This is a genomic window from Pseudomonas sp. CC11G, assembly GCF_056174845.1.
The window spans coordinates 137,025-153,254 of record NZ_JBWBZC010000005.1; the positions used below are offsets into that span (position 1 = coordinate 137,025).

11 protein-coding genes and 3 pseudogenes are annotated in these 16,230 nt (G+C 60.7%); 9 read left to right on the forward strand and 5 right to left on the reverse strand.

The window, feature by feature from the left end; translation table 11 throughout:
- Window positions 1-40 precede the first annotated feature (40 nt).
- From AC0V2S_RS08945 to AC0V2S_RS08955, 3 genes are all read left to right on the forward strand, one after another.
- Window positions 41-1,300: an MFS transporter gene (locus AC0V2S_RS08945; protein ID WP_475509424.1), complete on the forward strand. Its 1,260-nt coding sequence runs from the start codon at window positions 41-43 to the stop codon at window positions 1,298-1,300.
- Window positions 1,301-1,506: 206 nt separating this feature from the next.
- The gene (gene htpG / locus AC0V2S_RS08950) at window positions 1,507-3,405 is read left to right on the forward strand and encodes a molecular chaperone HtpG (protein WP_475509425.1); all 1,899 of its coding nucleotides are present in this window, start codon (window positions 1,507-1,509) and stop codon (window positions 3,403-3,405) included.
- A gap of 88 nt (window positions 3,406-3,493) precedes the next feature.
- Window positions 3,494-4,216 carry a dienelactone hydrolase family protein gene (locus tag AC0V2S_RS08955; RefSeq protein WP_475509426.1) on the forward strand — a complete coding sequence of 241 codons (723 nt, stop codon included), beginning with the start codon at window positions 3,494-3,496 and terminating at the stop codon, window positions 4,214-4,216.
- 140 nt (window positions 4,217-4,356) lie between these two features.
- Here AC0V2S_RS08955 and AC0V2S_RS08960 read toward each other — a convergent pair whose 3' ends face one another.
- Complete coding sequence (locus AC0V2S_RS08960; protein WP_475509427.1) at window positions 4,357-5,220, reverse strand: pirin family protein; 864 nt, start codon at window positions 5,218-5,220, stop codon at window positions 4,357-4,359.
- A 6-nt stretch (window positions 5,221-5,226) separates the two neighbouring features.
- Window positions 5,227-5,628: an OsmC family protein gene (locus AC0V2S_RS08965; protein WP_475509428.1), complete on the reverse strand. Its 402-nt coding sequence runs from the start codon at window positions 5,626-5,628 to the stop codon at window positions 5,227-5,229.
- 117 nt (window positions 5,629-5,745) lie between these two features.
- Between AC0V2S_RS08965 and AC0V2S_RS08970 the strand changes: the two are divergent.
- The 4 genes and pseudogenes from AC0V2S_RS08970 (at window position 5,746) to AC0V2S_RS08985 (ending at window position 10,987) form a co-directional block, all read left to right on the forward strand.
- Window positions 5,746-6,755 (forward strand): annotated as a pseudogene (locus AC0V2S_RS08970) (amidohydrolase family protein).
- 72 nt (window positions 6,756-6,827) lie between these two features.
- Window positions 6,828-7,295: a DUF3859 domain-containing protein gene (locus AC0V2S_RS08975; RefSeq protein WP_475509429.1), complete on the forward strand. Its 468-nt coding sequence runs from the start codon at window positions 6,828-6,830 to the stop codon at window positions 7,293-7,295.
- 326 nt (window positions 7,296-7,621) lie between these two features.
- Window positions 7,622-9,588: pseudogene (locus tag AC0V2S_RS08980) on the forward strand (DUF1302 domain-containing protein).
- A 28-nt stretch (window positions 9,589-9,616) separates the two neighbouring features.
- Entirely contained in the window at window positions 9,617-10,987 is a 1,371-nt protein-coding gene (locus AC0V2S_RS08985) for a DUF1329 domain-containing protein (protein WP_475509430.1), read from the forward strand.
- 170 nt (window positions 10,988-11,157) lie between these two features.
- Here the strand turns inward: AC0V2S_RS08985 and xopAW are convergent, their stop codons facing one another.
- The 3 genes from xopAW to AC0V2S_RS09000 form a co-directional block, all read right to left on the reverse strand.
- Window positions 11,158-11,922, reverse strand: a complete 765-nt coding sequence (xopAW, locus tag AC0V2S_RS08990; RefSeq protein WP_475509431.1) for a XopAW family type III secretion system calcium-binding effector — start codon at window positions 11,920-11,922, stop codon at window positions 11,158-11,160.
- A gap of 267 nt (window positions 11,923-12,189) precedes the next feature.
- Complete coding sequence (locus AC0V2S_RS08995) at window positions 12,190-13,275, reverse strand: sensor histidine kinase (RefSeq protein WP_475509432.1); 1,086 nt, start codon at window positions 13,273-13,275, stop codon at window positions 12,190-12,192.
- Window positions 13,275-14,018 carry a response regulator gene (locus tag AC0V2S_RS09000; RefSeq protein ID WP_475509433.1) on the reverse strand — a complete coding sequence of 248 codons (744 nt, stop codon included), beginning with the start codon at window positions 14,016-14,018 and terminating at the stop codon, window positions 13,275-13,277. Before AC0V2S_RS09000 ends, AC0V2S_RS08995 begins: the two co-directional genes overlap by 1 nt.
- 401 nt (window positions 14,019-14,419) lie before the next feature.
- Between AC0V2S_RS09000 and kdpF the strand changes: the two genes are divergently transcribed.
- Together kdpF and kdpA are read left to right on the forward strand one after the other, a co-directional pair.
- Complete coding sequence (gene kdpF / locus AC0V2S_RS09005; RefSeq protein ID WP_108097287.1) at window positions 14,420-14,509, forward strand: K(+)-transporting ATPase subunit F; 90 nt, start codon at window positions 14,420-14,422, stop codon at window positions 14,507-14,509.
- A 10-nt stretch (window positions 14,510-14,519) separates the two neighbouring features.
- Window positions 14,520-16,212: pseudogene (kdpA, locus tag AC0V2S_RS09010) on the forward strand (potassium-transporting ATPase subunit KdpA).
- Window positions 16,213-16,230 lie beyond the last annotated feature (18 nt).

Below are 16,230 nucleotides of genomic sequence, written 5' to 3' on the forward strand. Positions count from 1 at the left end.
AGAGCAGAACCCGGTAGGCCGTTCAATTAAGGATTAATAGATGGATGCGTTGCTGATCCTCGGCGGCTTGCTGCTGATTCTGGTCGGGCTGGTCTGGTTGGTGATGATCGCGTTTGACACCAGCCTGCTGTGGGGCCTGGGCAGCCTGTTGCCGCCGATGACCCTAGCGTTCGTGCTGCGCCACTGGCGTGTGGCGCGCAAGGCCGTGGTGCTGGGCGCGCTGGGCTTTATTCCGCTGATCGTCGGCCTGACCCTGCTGGCTAACCAGGATGCCCAGCGGCTACAGGCCATTCTCAGCCTCGACTGGGCGCGCCCGACCGTGCAGGCGCCGGCCGAACTGGCCATTCACTTGCGCGGTAAGCTCAACGGCCAACCGTTTGCACCGCAGCAAGGCGAGCTGATCGATGGCGTGCTCACCCTGCGCGAAGGCGAAGATGTATTCGCCCGCCGCGAGGTCACCCTGCGCATGCCCAGTCTGGCCACCTCCGGCAACGGCCCGGTACGCGTCGACGTGCTGCCGCAAGACAACGGCAACCTCCCCGAAATTCAGCTGAGCTGGCTGTTGCCCGAGCAGGAACTGCCCGAAGCGCGGCGCCTGAACCATGGTTACACGCTGCACCTGAAACTCGACCCGCAAGGCCCGAACAAGTTGGCCGGCGACTTCCATCTGGTGCTGCCGCCGCCGTTCAAAACCACGTTGAGCGGCACCGTCGAGGTGTTTACCAACCACCTGCGCTATGTCGGTGACCAGGTCGATACCCGCTACGACTCCCGCGAAACCCTGCAATACGTGATCGAGGATTACCTCAAGCGCCGCTACGCCACGCAGCGTGTTGAGCTGGGCATTTTGCCGGTGGTGGAGTTCCCCGCCACGAACATGAGCCTGAACGTAGACGCGCGCATCAACGACCAGAACCAGCAACTGCCCGTCGTGCTGCGCAAGAGCCCGAGTCGCGGCTGGATCGTGGTGGGCGATCGCTATCAGGTTGAAGAAAAACCCAAGGCCATTACCGCGGCCACGCCAGACAAGTCGTTGCCAGCCGCTGCCAGCGCGGTGCCCAACAGTTCGCTCGACCGCCGCCAGCGCTTTAGCCTGGAGCGCCTGCAAAGCAACCCCAGTCGCTACCAGAACCTGAAGATGCGCATCCTTACCGAGCGCGGCAGCATGGTGGAAGGCCGCTTCAACGGCATCGATACCGACGGCCAGATCGTCGTGCAGCGCATCCTTAACGGGCAGGGTGGGGCGACGTTTGCGGTGGTGCCGGCGCAGATCACTTCTATTGAGTTGTTAGAGCCTTAATCTCCGGCGCTTGCGAGAGTCTGGATCCCCGCGTGCGCTGGGATGACGGTGGTGTTTGGGAGAACTCCGTCATCCCAGCGAAGGCTGGGATCCAGAATGGCATGCCGTACACCTATCCCTAACCCCTTGAAATCCAACTCCTTGCCCCCCATCTGTTGGACATCGCCGTTTTACGGCCTCTGCCATCTGCTTGGAGTTAAACGACCATGAGTGTGGAAACTCAAAAAGAAACCCTGGGCTTCCAGACCGAGGTAAAGCAACTGCTGCACCTCATGATCCATTCGCTGTATTCCAACAAGGAAATCTTCCTTCGCGAATTGATCTCCAACGCCTCCGACGCCGCCGACAAACTGCGCTTTGAAGCGCTGGCCAATCCAGCCCTGCTGGAAGGTGGCGACGCCCTGCGTATCCGCGTCAGCTTCGACAAGGCCGCCAACACCGTTACCCTCGAGGACAACGGTATCGGCATGAGCCGCGAAGACGCCATCACCCACCTGGGCACCATTGCCAAGTCCGGCACCGCCGACTTCATGAAGCAATTGTCCGGTGATGCGAAAAAAGATTCGCACCTGATCGGCCAGTTCGGCGTGGGTTTCTACTCGGCCTTTATCGTTGCCGACCAGGTTGAAGTGTTCAGCCGCCGTGCCGGCGCACCGGCCAGCGAAGGCGTGCACTGGACCTCCAAAGGCGAGGGCGAATTTGAAGTCGCCACCGTCGAAAAAGCCGAGCGCGGTACCCGCATTGTGCTGCATCTCAAGGCCGCCGAAAGCGAGTTCGCCGATGGCTGGCGTCTGCGCAATATCATCACCAAGTACTCCGACCATATCGCCCTGCCGATCGAATTGCCGAAAGAGCAGGAAGGCGAAGAAGCCTCTACTGAGGCCGAATGGGAAACCGTCAACCGCGCTTCAGCGTTGTGGACCCGTCCGCGCACCGAAGTGAAGGACGAGGAATACCAGGCGTTCTACAAGCACGTCGCCCACGACTTCGAAAACCCGCTGAGCTGGAGCCACAACAAGGTCGAAGGCAAGCTGGAATACACCTCCTTGTTGTACGTGCCGGGCCGCGCGCCGTTCGACCTTTACCACCGCGAAGCACCGAAGGGCCTGAAGCTCTACGTGCAGCGCGTGTTCGTGATGGACCAGGCCGACGAGTTCCTGCCGCTGTACCTGCGTTTCGTCAAAGGTGTGGTCGACTCCAACGACCTGTCGCTGAACGTCTCCCGTGAAATTCTGCAGAAAGACCCGATCATCGACTCGATGAAATCGGCGCTCACCAAGCGCGTTCTCGACATGCTGGAAAAACTCGCGAAGAACGAGCCTGAACAATACAAAGGCTTCTGGAAAAACTTCGGCCAAGTGATCAAAGAAGGTCCGGCCGAAGACTTCGCCAACAAAGAGAAAATCGCCGGTCTGCTGCGCTTTGCCTCCACCAGCGATGACAGCGGCGAGCAGAGCGTTAGCCTGGCCGATTACCTCTCCCGCGTGAAAGAAGGCCAGGACAAGGTTTACTACCTCACCGGCGAAAGCTACGCCCAGGTGAAGAACAGCCCGCACCTGGAAGTGTTCCGCAAGAAAGGCATCGAAGTGCTGCTGCTCACCGACCGTATCGATGAGTGGCTGATGAGCTACCTCACCGACTTCGACGGCAAGCAATTCGTGGACGTCGCGCGCGGCGACCTCGACCTCGGCAGCCTGGATTCGGACGAAGACAAGAAAACCCAGGAAGAAGCTGCCAAGGCCAAAGAAGGTCTGGTGGAACGCCTGAAAGCGGCGCTGGGTAGTTCGGTGAGCGAAGTGCGGGTTTCCCACCGTCTGACCGACTCGCCGGCGATTCTCGCCATCGGCGAACAGGACCTGGGCCTGCAAATGCGCCAGATCCTCGAAGCCAGCGGGCAGAAGGTGCCGGACTCCAAGCCGATCTTCGAATTCAACCCGGCGCACCCGCTGATCGAAAAACTCGACAACGAGCAGAGCGAAGAACGGTTTGGCGACCTGTCGCACATCCTCTTCGACCAGGCGGCCCTGGCCGCCGGCGACAGCCTGAAAGACCCGGCCGCCTATGTGCGCCGGCTTAACAAGCTGCTCGTCGAGCTCTCGGTTTAACGACTAGAGTGAAATCAAAACCCGCTTCGGCGGGTTTTGTCTTTTCCTGTTTCACCGCCTACAAATCCCCAACCAATAGGAGTGAGTAATGAGCGAATTCAGCGTTATTCCCGTGGCGTACAGCGTTGATGGCCAAGCCTACGAAGGCCAGCTGGTATTCGATGCCAGCATCACCAGCGCCCGCCCGGGCCTGTTGTTGGCACCGAACTGGATGGGCGTTACCGACGGCGCCATCGACCTGGCGAAGAAAACCGCCGGCAAGGACTACGTCGTCCTGGTCGCCGATATCTACGGCGCCGAAGTGCGCCCCAACGGTCACGAACAAGCGGCCGCCGCCATGATGCCGTTGAAGAACGACCGTGCGCTGTTGCGCAAACGCATGCAAGCGAGCCTAGCGACCCTGCAAAGCCAAACGCACGCGGCGGTTGATAGCGCCAAGCTGGCGGTGTTCGGTTTCTGTTTTGGTGGCTGCTGCGCCCTGGAACTGGCCCGCGATGGCGCGCCGGTGAAAGCGGCGGTGTCGTTCCACGGCACCCTGGATACGCCGAACAACGCTGATGCCAACAACATCAAAGGCAAGGTGCTGGTGCTGCACGGCGCGGCTGACCCGCTGGTGCCGAAAGAGCAACTGCCGGCGTTCGAAGCCGAGATGGATGCGGCCGGTGTGGATTGGCAGCTGGTGAGCTACGGCGGCGCCGTGCACTCGTTCACCGACCCCAAGGCCGACAATATGCCGATGATGAAATACAACCCCGTGGTGACCGAGCGGGCGTTTAACACCATGGCGCATTTGTTGAAAGAAGTGCTGTAAAACAAGGCCGGTTCGCCGCGAAATTCTGGGTCCCCGCCTGCGCGGGGACGACGGAAGTTTTATGAAAGACCTCCGTCATTCCCGCGCAGGCGGGAATCCAGAATTTTCGATGGATCGTAGGTTTTGGCCAAGCCCACGCTCTAACGCGGCAACTCAATCCTCTCTGTTTCCCCCGCCACCGTCGGCCAATCCCGCGCCGCCCATTTCTCCCGCGCTCTATCAATCAGCGCCGAATCACTGGCCACAAAATTCCAGTTCATCCGCCGCGGCCCATCCAGCGCTTCACCGCCGACCACAATCACCTGGCAATCGCTCTCGGCGAACAAGGTGTAGGTCACGCCGGCCGGCAACACCAACATGCTGTGCACCGCCAGCGGCTCATCTTCCAACCGCGCTTCGCCATTCACCAGATACAACGCCCGCTGCTCATGTTCGGCCGCAATAAACTGCGCGGCGCCGGTGCTCATATGGATATCGGCCAGCAGGGTAGGGGTGGGCACCGGCACCGGGGATTTCAAACAGAACCCTTCGCCAGCCACCAGCCGAATATGCACGCCCAACCCCTCACTTTCCGGCAGCTCCGCCACCGCGTGGTGGCTATAACTCGGCGTGCCCTGTTCCAGGTGTTTGGGCAGCGCCAACCACAGTTGCAGGCCGTGCAGTGGCGAGCCGCTTTGCCACAAGTCTGCCGGCGTGCGCTCCACATGGGCGACGCCTGAGCCTGCCGTCATATAGCTCACATCGCCGGCCGCCACGCGCTGGTCGGAGCCCAGGCTGTCCTTGTGTATCAGCGCCCCTTCGAACAGATAGCTCAAGGTCGACAAACCAATGTGCGGATGTTGGCGCACGTTCATGCCAGTGCCCGGCGCATAGCGGTTGCTGACGATATGGTCGAAGAACACAAACGGCCCGACGCTGCGGCACTGGGCCGAGGGCAGGGGCCGCAGAATCGGTTGGCCTTCGACATCTTCCGGGCGTGGGCGAATCAGAATCGGGCTGGCCATGGTCGCTTAACCCAGGTGAGTTTCAACGTGGATTTCGGTGCTGGTCATCAACTTGTGCACTGGGCATTTATCGGCAATCGCCAGTAGCTTGGCGCGCTGTTCTTCGCTGAGGTCGCCTTGCAAGGTCAGGGTGACGTTCAGGGTGTAATGGCCTTCGCGTTCCTTGCTGTTGTCGCGGCTCACAGCTACTTCAATGTCGGTAAGCGGGATGCTCCGCGCGCGGGCGTATTGGGTAACGGTCAGGGCCTTGCAGGCGCCAAGCGCGGTGTCGAAATAATCGTGCGGATCCGGCGCCGAGCTTTCGCCGCCGAGCGCGGTTGGCATATCCGTAGCCAGCGGCGCCAGTTCGGCGATCTGGATGGTGTGACGGTAGCTGGTGGCGGACTGGCTGGTGACGGTGATGGTCATGACAACTCTCTGGTTGCAAAGGGCGGGGTAGAGCATCGTGCTTGGCGTAGCGTGAACCTGCAAGACTAGCTTAGGGTCTATGCTTGGCAGGCTTTTTCAGGGAGCGAACCGTTGTCTATTTTTCTCACGCGCATTGCCGTACTTCTCACCGGCTTGACCGCCGCCAGCCTCAGCCAGGCCCGCGACTACCACTACACCGATGGCCACCTGCACTACGTCGATTTCTTTCAGGAAACCGAGGGCATGGAAGTGCTGATCAAACAGATGGATGCCAACCGCGTGGACCACGCGATGATCACCGGCATTCCGCTCGCCAAGAAATGGCACGAAGACGAACCCAAACGTCCGCGCTACTACGCCGGCGACGATGCCGATGCGTACTGGTACAGCGCCACCGATTTTTACGTGGCCGCCGCGCTTGGCGATTTGAACGACCAAGAGCGCAAACGCTTCCACCCGTTTATTTCCGGCTTCAACCCCGTCGACAAAAACGCCGACGCCCATATCGAGCGCCTGCTTAAGCTCTATCCCGGTTTATGGCAGGGCATCGGCGAGGTCTTTACCCGCCACGACGACCTGACCGCCATCACCTCCGGCGATACGCCACGGGCCAATAACGAGGCCATGGCGCGCGTTTACCACCTGGCCGCCGAGCACGATATGCCGGTGCTGCTGCACAGCAATATCACCTCCAAGCGCGAGAAAAATCCGCTGTACCTGGCCGAGTGGAAGAGCCGCTGCGCAACCATCCGCACACCCGGTTTATCTGGGCGCATGCCGGCACCAGCGTGGAGTTGCACCGCCATCAGACTGAACTGGATTTCGTGCGGCCGACGCTGGAACGCATGCTCGAGGCGTACCCGAATCTGTATATCGACCTGTCCTGGAGCGTATTGAAACCGTACTTGCTGAACGACGATGGCAAGCCCGATAGCGAGTGGGTAGCGCTGGTAAAACGCTTCCCCGACCGCTTTATGCTGGGCTCCGATGTGGTGGGCAAGTTCGAGAATATCGGTGCGCAGATGCATGGCTTCGATCCGTTTCTCGATGCGCTGCCGACCGACGTGGCGCAGAACGTGGCGCGGGATAATTTTCTGAATGTGCTGCCGCGTAATCTCAAAAACTGATGTTTTTGCACTGTCATTAACCTGTCATCGCCGCGTCATAAGCTCTCGCGATCCCCAATCAAGGAGCGCGATATGCAAGTCATCCGTATGAGTTCGCTGGCGGCATTGCTGCTGTGTGGTTTGAGCCAAGTGGCCGTAGCCGAAGTGCGCGTCGATGGCCCGGTGGAATTCGGTATTTTTGAAACTTCCGCCAAAGACCTGCAGCCCGGCGAGCGCGTACTAACCCGTGCCCAGCAAACCATCCACAACACGGATGTGATTCCGGCCAAGCTCGGCACCAAGTTCGGCATTCGCTACACGCTGCTGAACAAAACAGCGGACGACGTCCCGCTGACCCTGCTGTACCTCACCCCTGGCATCCAGTCCGCCGATGGCCGCCACGACAAGCTGGTGGTTGAACAGAAACTGGTGGTCGGCGCGCCGCAAGACGTGATGGCTTACGAATTCAGCGAATACAGCGAAATGGCCAAAGGCGAGTGGCGCTTTATGGTGTTTCAAGGCGACCGCCTGTTAGCCCAGAAGAGCTTTACCGTTCAGTAAGTCTTCCCGCTGCACCCAGCCCGAGCCGCTATGCGCCTCGGGCTTTTTGTTGCGCGCGGTTTACCTTCCTCGCCAATTCCCCGGCGCCTGCTAATTTCTTTGCACCGGTTGGCAGCGGGGCAACACTTTGTTACTTTGCCTGCACTATCGTACCAATTGAACATAAAGGCGCACCGACCGAGTGCCGCTGTATGGGGCGATGGAGTTTCTGTTGAGGGCAATAAAAGGCGACGTGCACGCCTGCTCTCAGCAGCCGAGAGACGAATAAAAACAGGGTGGCCGTAAGCAGCTGCCCGAATAATCTTGGCCAATAAGGAGCGTTGTCGATGAACACACGTGTGTGCTTTTCCAGGTTGAAAGTGCGCCCATGGCAGGCGGGGGCAGCCTTGGCGCTGCTGCCATTGCTGGTGGCAGGTACGGTGCAAGGGGCTGAATTCAGCTTTGCCGACAACGAGGTGACCGGCTCGTTGGACACCACGCTTTCCTACGGCTCGATGTGGCGCGTGCAGGGCCGCGACAAGAGCAACATCACCGACATCAACGCCGATGACGGCAACCGCAACTTCGACACCGGCCTGGTTTCCGAAGTCTACAAAGCCACCTCCGACCTCTCGGCCAAGTACCAGAATTACGGCCTGTTCGTGCGCGGCACTGCGTTCTACGACACGCAGATCATGGACAAGCGCAACGACTACTACAGCACTACCGACGGTGTTGAACGCCCCAGCCAGAACTTCCCCAACGACAACGAATTCACCGAAGACACCCGCCATAACGCCGGGCGCAAGGCGCAGATTCTCGACGCCTACCTGTTCGGCAACTGGGACATCTACGAAAAACCGCTGGCCGCCAAAGTCGGCCGTCAGGTCATCAGTTGGGCGAGGGCGTGTTCTACCGCGGTGGTGTGAACACCGTAAACCCGGTGGACGCGGCCAAATTCCACCTGCCGGGTTCCGAGCTGAAAGAAGTGCTGGTGCCGATGGAAGCGTTCAGCTTCAACGTCGGGCTGACCGACGATCTGTCGATGGAAGCCTTCTACCAGTGGAAATGGAAAGAGACCCAGCTGGATCCGGCGGGTACGTATTTTGGGGAAACCGACTTGTTCGCTGAGGGCGGCAACACGGCGTACACCACCGAGACGGCGCTCGCTCCGCTAATGGATGCCTACCCGGTTCTGGCAGGTTTTGGTTTGTTAGGTAATGGCCCAAGTGGACCCAATTCCTACCTAAACTCCCAGACCGGGGTGTTCAAGGTGGCGAGTATCGGCAAAGACATCAAAGCAGATGACAGTGGACAGTACGGTGTGTCGTTTCGCTATGTAGCCGAAGAACTGAACTCCACCGAATTCGGGTTTTACTTCGTCAACTACCATGCGAAGGAACCGCAAATTGCCGTCGATCTACGTGGCTACGATGGTGTCGATCTGAATACGCTAGCTGCCGTCTTACCAGGTTTGGGGATAACCGATCCGGCTGAAATTGCGCTGGCTTCCGGGTCGCTGGCGACCTTTGATCTGGCCAGCAATGCCGAGGCCCGTCGCGATTATGTGGAAGATATCCGCATGTACGGTTTCAGCTTCAACACCACGGTGGGCGATGCCTCATTCTCCGGTGAGCTGGCCTACCGTCCGAACGCTCCCATCAGCATTGCCGCCACCGATGATTTGCTTGGCGACTTGCTGATCCAAGGTATCGGCGGTTCTCCCCTGGTTAGCAGTGGGGTATCCAATGACCAAGCCTGTGCCGCCGTCTCAGGCAAACAACTTTGCCGCTCGCAGATTTTCGAAAACTACGAACGCGCCGAAACCTACAACATTTCCCTCTCCACCATCTACAACTTCGGTCCGCTGGTGAGCTTCGACTCGGTGATGGGCGTGGCAGAAGTCGCCTCGCAACATATCCGTGGCAGCAGCCTGAAATACACCGCGTATGACGGCAGCAGCCGCAAATTCGCCAGCACCACCGACAAGGCTTACGTCGGCGGCAACAGCGATTCCGACCAAATCAGCCGCGACAGCTACGGCTACACCTTGCTGCTCTCCGGCAGCTGGAACGACGTCTACGCAGGGGTGAAATTGTCGCCGTACGTGGTGTACCAGGATGACTTCCAGGGCAACTCCGACCGTACCGGCAACTTTATCGAAGGGCGCAAGGCTTACACCCTCGGGATGGACGCCAGCTACCTGAACGCCTTCGAAGTAGGTCTGCAGTACACCGAGTATTACGGCGCTGGCCAGAACAACTCGCTGCGCGACCGCGACAACGTGTCGTTAAGCGCCAAGTACTCGTTTTGATGCCTGACAGAATTCTGGAGAACCGTGCATGTTGAATAAAAACTCACTGCTGCTCGCGGCCATTCTGTTGGCCCTGGGCACCACCGAAAGCCTGGCCGGCGTTTCTGCGCAGCAAGCGGCCACGCTGAAAACCACCCTCACGCCGTTCGGTGCGGAGAAGGCCGGCAACGCCGCCGGCACCATCCCCGCCTGGACTGGCGGCATGACCCAGGCCCCGGCCGGCTACAAAGGCCCGGGCTCGCACCATGTGGATCCGTTTGCCGGCGAGAAGCCGCAGTTCACCATTACCAAGGCCAACCTGGAGCAATACAAAGCCAACCTGACGGCGGGGCAGATCGCGCTCTTCAATGCCTACCCCGACACCTTCCAGATGCCGATCTATCCGACCCACCGCACCGGCTCGGCGCCGCAGTGGATCTACGACAACACCTTCACCAACGCTACCACCGCCAAGGTGCTCGACGGCGGCAACGGCTTTGCCGATGCGTATGGCGGCATCCCGTTCCCCATTCCGCAAAGCGGCGTGGAAGCGGTGTGGAACCATATCGTGCGCTATCGCGGTACGTACGTGATCCGTCGCTCCGCCGAGGCCGGCGTACAGCGCAACGGCCAGTACTCGTTGGTGACCTCGCAAGACGAAGCGCTGTTCCGCTTCTACAACCCCAAGAGCAACTACAGCGAGTTGAACAACACGCTGTTCTACTACATGACGTTCACCACCGCGCCGGCACGTTTGGCCGGTAACGGTGCGCTGGTGCAGGAGATGCTCGACCAGGTGAAAGAGCCGCGTCAGGCCTGGGGCTACAACCCCGGCCAGCGTCGCGTGCGCCGTGCGCCGACCCTGGCCTACGACACCCCGATCGAAGCCTCCGACGGCCTGAAAACCGCCGATGACACCGACATGTACAACGGTGCCCCGGACCGCTACGACTGGACCCTGGTGGGCAAAAAGGAAATCTACATCCCGTACAACAACTACCTGCTCACCAGCCCGGAAGTGAAATACGACGACCTGCTCAAGCCCGGCCATATCAACCCGAAATACACCCGTTACGAGCTGCACCGTGTGTGGGTAGTGGAAGGCAAGCTGAAAGCGGGCTCGCGGCATATCTACTCCAAGCGCACGCTGTTCCTCGACGAAGACAGCTGGGGCGCTGCCGTGGTTGACCAGTACGACGGCCGCGGTGATCTGTGGCGGGTGTCGATGGCTTATCTGAAGAGCTTCTACGAGCTGCCGGCGGTGTGGACCGCGCTGGATACGTTCCACGACCTGCAGGCACGCCGTTACAGCGTGCAATGGCTGGATAACGAGGAACCGGGCACGGCGGACTTCAGCAAGCCGTCGCCGGATGATTCGAACTTCAGCCCGGCGGCGTTGCGGCGCAAGGCTTCCCGGTAACAGGCTCACCGCTGATCTGTTCTGCGTAGGAGCGACCTTGGTCGCGAAGCTGTTGATTTCAGAGCACCGTTTGCAGGGTTCGCTAGCAAGCTAGCTCCTACAAAAAAACGATACGGCAAAACAACAAGGGCGCCCCGAAGGCGCCCTTGTTGTTTGTCCAGAACCGCCGCTTACGCCGCGATGCTGATCTGGCTTCCCACGCTGGAAGCGGTGTAGCCCGCCCCCGTTTCATACTGCTTCATCAACGCCTGCACCAGGCTGGCATACAGCGCGTTCTTGTCGCTGTCGCTGTCACTGGACGTCGAGGTGCTGCTGGTGCCGGTGCTGCTGAGCAAAGTGCTCAAACCATCGCTGCTGCTGTCGCTGTCACTGGCCGCTTGTGGCGGTGGTGGTGGCGGGCCGCCGAGGGCTTTGGTTTCGTCGACGCTCAGGCTGCCGTCACCGTCGCTGTCGAGCGTGGCGAACAGGTTGGTGATGTCGTCGCTGCTCAGGCCGCTGTCACTGCCAATGGCGGTGGTCAGTTCGTCCTGGCTGACGCTACCGTCGCCGTCACTGTCCAGACTCGCGAACAGCTCTTCAGGGTTGGGACCGCCTGGGCCACCCGGGCCACCTGGTGGTGGAGGCGGGGGAGCCAATGCGGCGGTTTCATCCTGGCTGATGCTGCCGTCGCTGTTGGCATCCAGTTGCGCGAACAAGTCGTCGATATCGATATCGCCAAGGCTCGAATCGCTTTCGGTCGCCTTGTTCAATGCCGTCGTCAGTTCATCTTTATCAACGCTGCCGTCGTCGTTGCTATCAAGCAGCTTGAACAATTTCTCCTGAGGGCTCGTCGACCCACCCACGTTGGTAGCACTGCTGCTACTCGAACTGCTGCTACGTGAGCTGGCCGTCGAGCTATAGGAGTAGCTCGAGTAACCGCTGACACCACTTATCATGGGAGTCGCTCCTGTGAAGTTGGAACCCGAAGAGGGTTTCTTCGGTGATGCCAGATTCCGGGGGCTGTATGTCGAGGGTGTGTGCATTTTGTATCGTTACCTCTACAAAATGCGGCGGGCTCGTTTTGGGTGAGAAGGTGTAAACAGGCAAGATCCTGGGTCCCAGCCTGCGCTGGGACGACGGAGGTTTTTGCCTCCTTCACCGTCATCCCAGCGCAGGCTGGGATCCAGGTGCGCAGATGCATCGGTAACACACCCCGAAGAGCCTTATTGCCGCGGCAACCGCAACACGCAGGTCAACCCACCACCCTTGGTCTCACGCAGGAAAATATCCCCGCCCTGACGCTGCGCCGCTTCCCGCGCAATGGTCAGCCCCAGCCCCACACCGCCGGAATTGCGGTTACGCGAGCCTTCCACGCGGAAGAAGGGTTCGAACACGCTTTCCCGCTGCTCCGGCGCAATGCCCGGCCCGTGGTCGCACACGTGCACTTCAATAAAATCGTGGTGGTCGTGCATTTCGATGCGTGCATGGCCGGCGTAGCGCAGGGCATTGTTCAGCAGGTTGCTGATGGCCGAACGCAGCGCCAAGGGCTGTACGCGCAGCGGCGCGCAGTGGCCTTGTAGGGTAGCGTCGGCGCCTTGGTCCTGGGCGTTTTCGGTGAGCGACTCCACCAGCGCCTGCACATCGAACCACTGCAACGCCTCGGTGGCGCGCTGCTCGTGCAGGTAGCGCAGGGTGGCGTCGAGCATGTCGATCATTTCGGACAGGTCTTGGCCCATGCGTTCACGCAAGTGGGCATTGGGCACCTGTTCCAGACGTAATTTAAGGCGCGACAGCGGCGTGCGCAGGTCGTGAGACACCGCTGCCAACATGCGCCCGCGCTGTTTCACCTGCTCGCGAATCCGCTGCTGCATGGTGTTGAAGGTGCGGGCGGCCTTGCGCGCTTCCAGCGGGCCTTCTTCGGGCAGCGGCGGGGCGTCGAGGTTTTCGCTCAGGCGTTCGGCGGCTTCCGACAATCGCTGAATCGGCCGGCTCAGCAACTTGGCGCCAAACCAGCCAGCAATCACCAGGGTGAACATCTGGAACATCAGCGGCACCAACGGGCCACTCAACGGCCCAGGGCCAGGGCGCGGCGGTTGACGGCCGTCCATGGGCGGTTGGCCGGGGCGCAGGTGTTCGCCATCGGGCCGTGGGCCGGTCATCTCCTGCCCAGGCGGTGGGCCGCCCTCTGGCCCCATCGGACGCGGGCCGCCGTACTGGCTAAACCAGGCAAAGGCGAGCAGGTGCGCCAGCACGATGGACAGCAGCAACATGCCAAACAGGCGAGCGAACAGGGTGTCGGCAGAGCGCATCAACCAATCTCACGTGCGTCGAACAGATAGCCCTCACCACGCACGGTTTTGATCAGGCGTGGCGACTTGGGGTCGTCGCCGAGTTTTTGCCGCAGGCGCGAGACCAGCAAATCGATGCTGCGGTCGAATGCCTCGATGGAGCGCCCACGGGCGGCGTCCAGCAATTGCTCGCGGTTCAGCACCCGGCGCGGGCGTTCGAGAAACACCCAGAGCAGGCGGAATTCAGCGTTGGACAGCGGCACCACCAGGCCGTCGGGGGCCTGCAACTGGCGCAGTACGCCGTTCAGTTGCCAGTCATCGAAACGGATGCTGGAGCGCTCGTCGGGACGCGGCGCGTCGCGGTCATCGCGCACCCGGCGCAGGATGCTCTGGATGCGCGCCACCAGCTCGCGCGGCTCGAAGGGCTTGGCCATGTAATCGTCGGCGCCCAGCTCCAGGCCGATGATGCGGTCGGTGGGCTCGCAACGCGCGGTCAGCATCAGAATCGGGATATCCGAAGTGCTGCGCAGCTCGCGGCACAGCTCCAGGCCATCTTCGCCGGGCAGCATCAGGTCGAGAATGACCACATCGAAACGGCTGGCGGCCAGCGCCTTGCGCATGCCAGTGCCATCGCCAACGGCTTCGCTGGCGATATTGAAGCGGGTCAGATAACCGCTGAGCAGCTCACGCAGCTCGATATTGTCGTCGACGATCAGCGCGCGGGTGGTGCGAGAGCGGACGTCCCGTTCGTTTAGGGCTTCCATCGGGCGTGAGCTCCGTAATTCGTGGGGCAGGTGGCAAGCGGCCGCCATGCTGAGGGGCGGGCGTATCGACAACATGTCGTTAATGTATCGGCCTCGATACAAAGCGTAGACGGATGTGCTTCTGCGCACGGATCGGCGTTTGCCTTGCAATTCTGAATCCGAATCGTCGGACCGCCGCCTGCGCGGGGATGACGGAGGATTTAGCTAAGAACACCGTCATTCCCGCGCAGGCGGGAATCCAGAATCTCGGGGTGGGCACGATGGTGGCCATGGAACCGCGGATGGGCCAGGTTTTTTACACCTTCTTTACGCCAACCCCAGCCTCTGCATCTCGCCCCTTTACACCCCTAATCCCGACAATTCTCCACAAGCGGCACGTGCCGTATGACGGAGAAATACCCATGCATCTTCTGGACGGGTTGTCCCTGCTGTTGGCCAGCGGACTGTTCATTTACCTGCTGGTCGCGCTATTGCGCGCCGGCCGTAGCTGAGGCGCCGGCAATGGACAGTCATGTGGTGCTGTTGTTGGTGGCCTTCTTCGCTTTGGTGCTGTTACCGGCGCCTTGGCTCGGGCGCTTTTATTACCGGGTGATGGAAGGCGAGCGTACTTGGCTTTCGCCGCTATTGCAGCCGGTGGAGCGGTTCAGTTATCGGGTTGCCGGTGTCGATGAGAAACAGGAGCAGGATTGGAAAAGCTACACCCTGGCGCTGCTGGCGTTCAATTTCGCCGGCCTGGTGCTGTTGTTCGCGATTCTGATGCTGCAAGGCGTGTTGCCGCTCAACCCGCAACATATGCCGGGTCTGGAGTGGACGCTGGCCTTCAACACCGCTGTCAGCTTCGTCACCAACACCAACTGGCAGGCCTATAGCGGCGAAGCCAGCCTGAGCTACTTCAGCCAGATGGTCGGCCTGGGCGTGCAGAACTTTGTCAGCGCCGCCACCGGCCTGGCCGTTCTCGTTGCGCTGTGTCGCGGTATTTCCCGCCGTTCCAGCCAAACGCTGGGCAATTTCTGGGTAGACCTCACCCGTGGCACCCTCTACGGCCTGCTGCCGCTGTGCATCGCGTTGGCGTTGTTTCTGGTGTGGCAGGGCGTGCCGCAAACCTTCAGCCATTACCTGGACGCCATCACCTTGCAAGGCGGCGAACAAAGCCTGCCGCTCGGCCCGGCTGCGAGCCAGATTGCGATCAAACAACTGGGCACTAACGGTGGCGGTTTCTTCGGCCTGAACTCGGCGCACCCGTTCGAGAACCCGACGGTGTGGAGCAACCTCTTCGAGATGGCTTCCATCCTGTTGATTCCGGCAGCGTTGGTATTCACCTTCGGCCACTACGTGAAAGACCTGCGTCAGAGCCGCGCCATTCTCGCCTGCATGCTGATTCTGTTGGTGCTGGGTGTGGGCGTGACGATGTACAGCGAGTTGCAACCCAACCGGCGCTCGCCGGCCTGAACATCGAGCAGAGTGGTTCGCTCGAAGGCAAGGAAAGCCGCTTCGGTATCGGCGCCTCGGCGCTCTGGGCGGTGGCTACCACGGCGGCTTCGAGTGGTTCTGTCAACGCCATGCATGACAGCTTCAGCGCCCTGGGTGGCCTGGTGCCGATGTTCAACATGATGGTGGGCGAGGTGATCTTCGGCGGCGTGGGTGCCGGCCTCTACGGCATGTTGCTGTTCGTGCTGATTGCCGTATTCCTCTGCGGCCTGATGGTCGGTCGTACCCCGGAATACCTCGGCAAAAAACTCGAGGCCCGCGAAGTGCGCCTGCTGGTGCTGACGTTGTTGGTGATGCCAATCGGCGTACTGGTGCTCGGCGCGCTGACGGCTGTCATGCCATTTGCCAACGCCTCGGTCAGCAACCCCGGTGCCCATGGCCTGAGCCAGATTCTCTACAACTACACCTCGGGCACGGCCAACAACGGCTCGGCGTTCGGCGGCTTCAGCTCCACACGCCGTACCACAACCTGATGATCGCGCTGGCCATGTTGCTCGGCCGTTTCGGCTACATCCTGCCGGTGCTGGCCATTGCCGGCAGCCTGCGGCCAAGCGCCGGGTGCCGGTGGGCAGAACAGTTTCCCCACCCACGGCCCGCTGTTTGTCAGCCTGTTGACCATCACCATTTTGCTGGTGGGTGGTTGACCTTTCTGCCGGTATTGGCCCTCGGGCCGGTGGCCGAGCACCTCAGTTTGCTTGGTCATTAAGGCTTGCTCGGTCATTAA

Coding starts and splice junctions, on each gene's coding strand:
- AC0V2S_RS08985 (WP_475509430.1), top strand. CDS start 9,617: ATGTTGAATAAAAACTCACTGCTGCTCGCGGCCATTCTGTTGGCCCTG.
- AC0V2S_RS08960 (WP_475509427.1), bottom strand. CDS start 5,220: ATGGCCAGCCCGATTCTGATTCGCCCACGCCCGGAAGATGTCGAAGGC.
- htpG (WP_475509425.1), top strand. CDS start 1,507: ATGAGTGTGGAAACTCAAAAAGAAACCCTGGGCTTCCAGACCGAGGTA.
- kdpF (WP_108097287.1), top strand. CDS start 14,420: ATGCATCTTCTGGACGGGTTGTCCCTGCTGTTGGCCAGCGGACTGTTC.
- AC0V2S_RS08975 (WP_475509429.1), top strand. CDS start 6,828: ATGCAAGTCATCCGTATGAGTTCGCTGGCGGCATTGCTGCTGTGTGGT.
- AC0V2S_RS08995 (WP_475509432.1), bottom strand. CDS start 13,275: ATGCGCTCTGCCGACACCCTGTTCGCTCGCCTGTTTGGCATGTTGCTG.
- AC0V2S_RS08965 (WP_475509428.1), bottom strand. CDS start 5,628: ATGACCATCACCGTCACCAGCCAGTCCGCCACCAGCTACCGTCACACC.
- AC0V2S_RS08945 (WP_475509424.1), top strand. CDS start 41: ATGGATGCGTTGCTGATCCTCGGCGGCTTGCTGCTGATTCTGGTCGGG.
- xopAW (WP_475509431.1), bottom strand. CDS start 11,922: ATGATAAGTGGTGTCAGCGGTTACTCGAGCTACTCCTATAGCTCGACG.
- AC0V2S_RS08955 (WP_475509426.1), top strand. CDS start 3,494: ATGAGCGAATTCAGCGTTATTCCCGTGGCGTACAGCGTTGATGGCCAA.
- AC0V2S_RS09000 (WP_475509433.1), bottom strand. CDS start 14,018: ATGGAAGCCCTAAACGAACGGGACGTCCGCTCTCGCACCACCCGCGCG.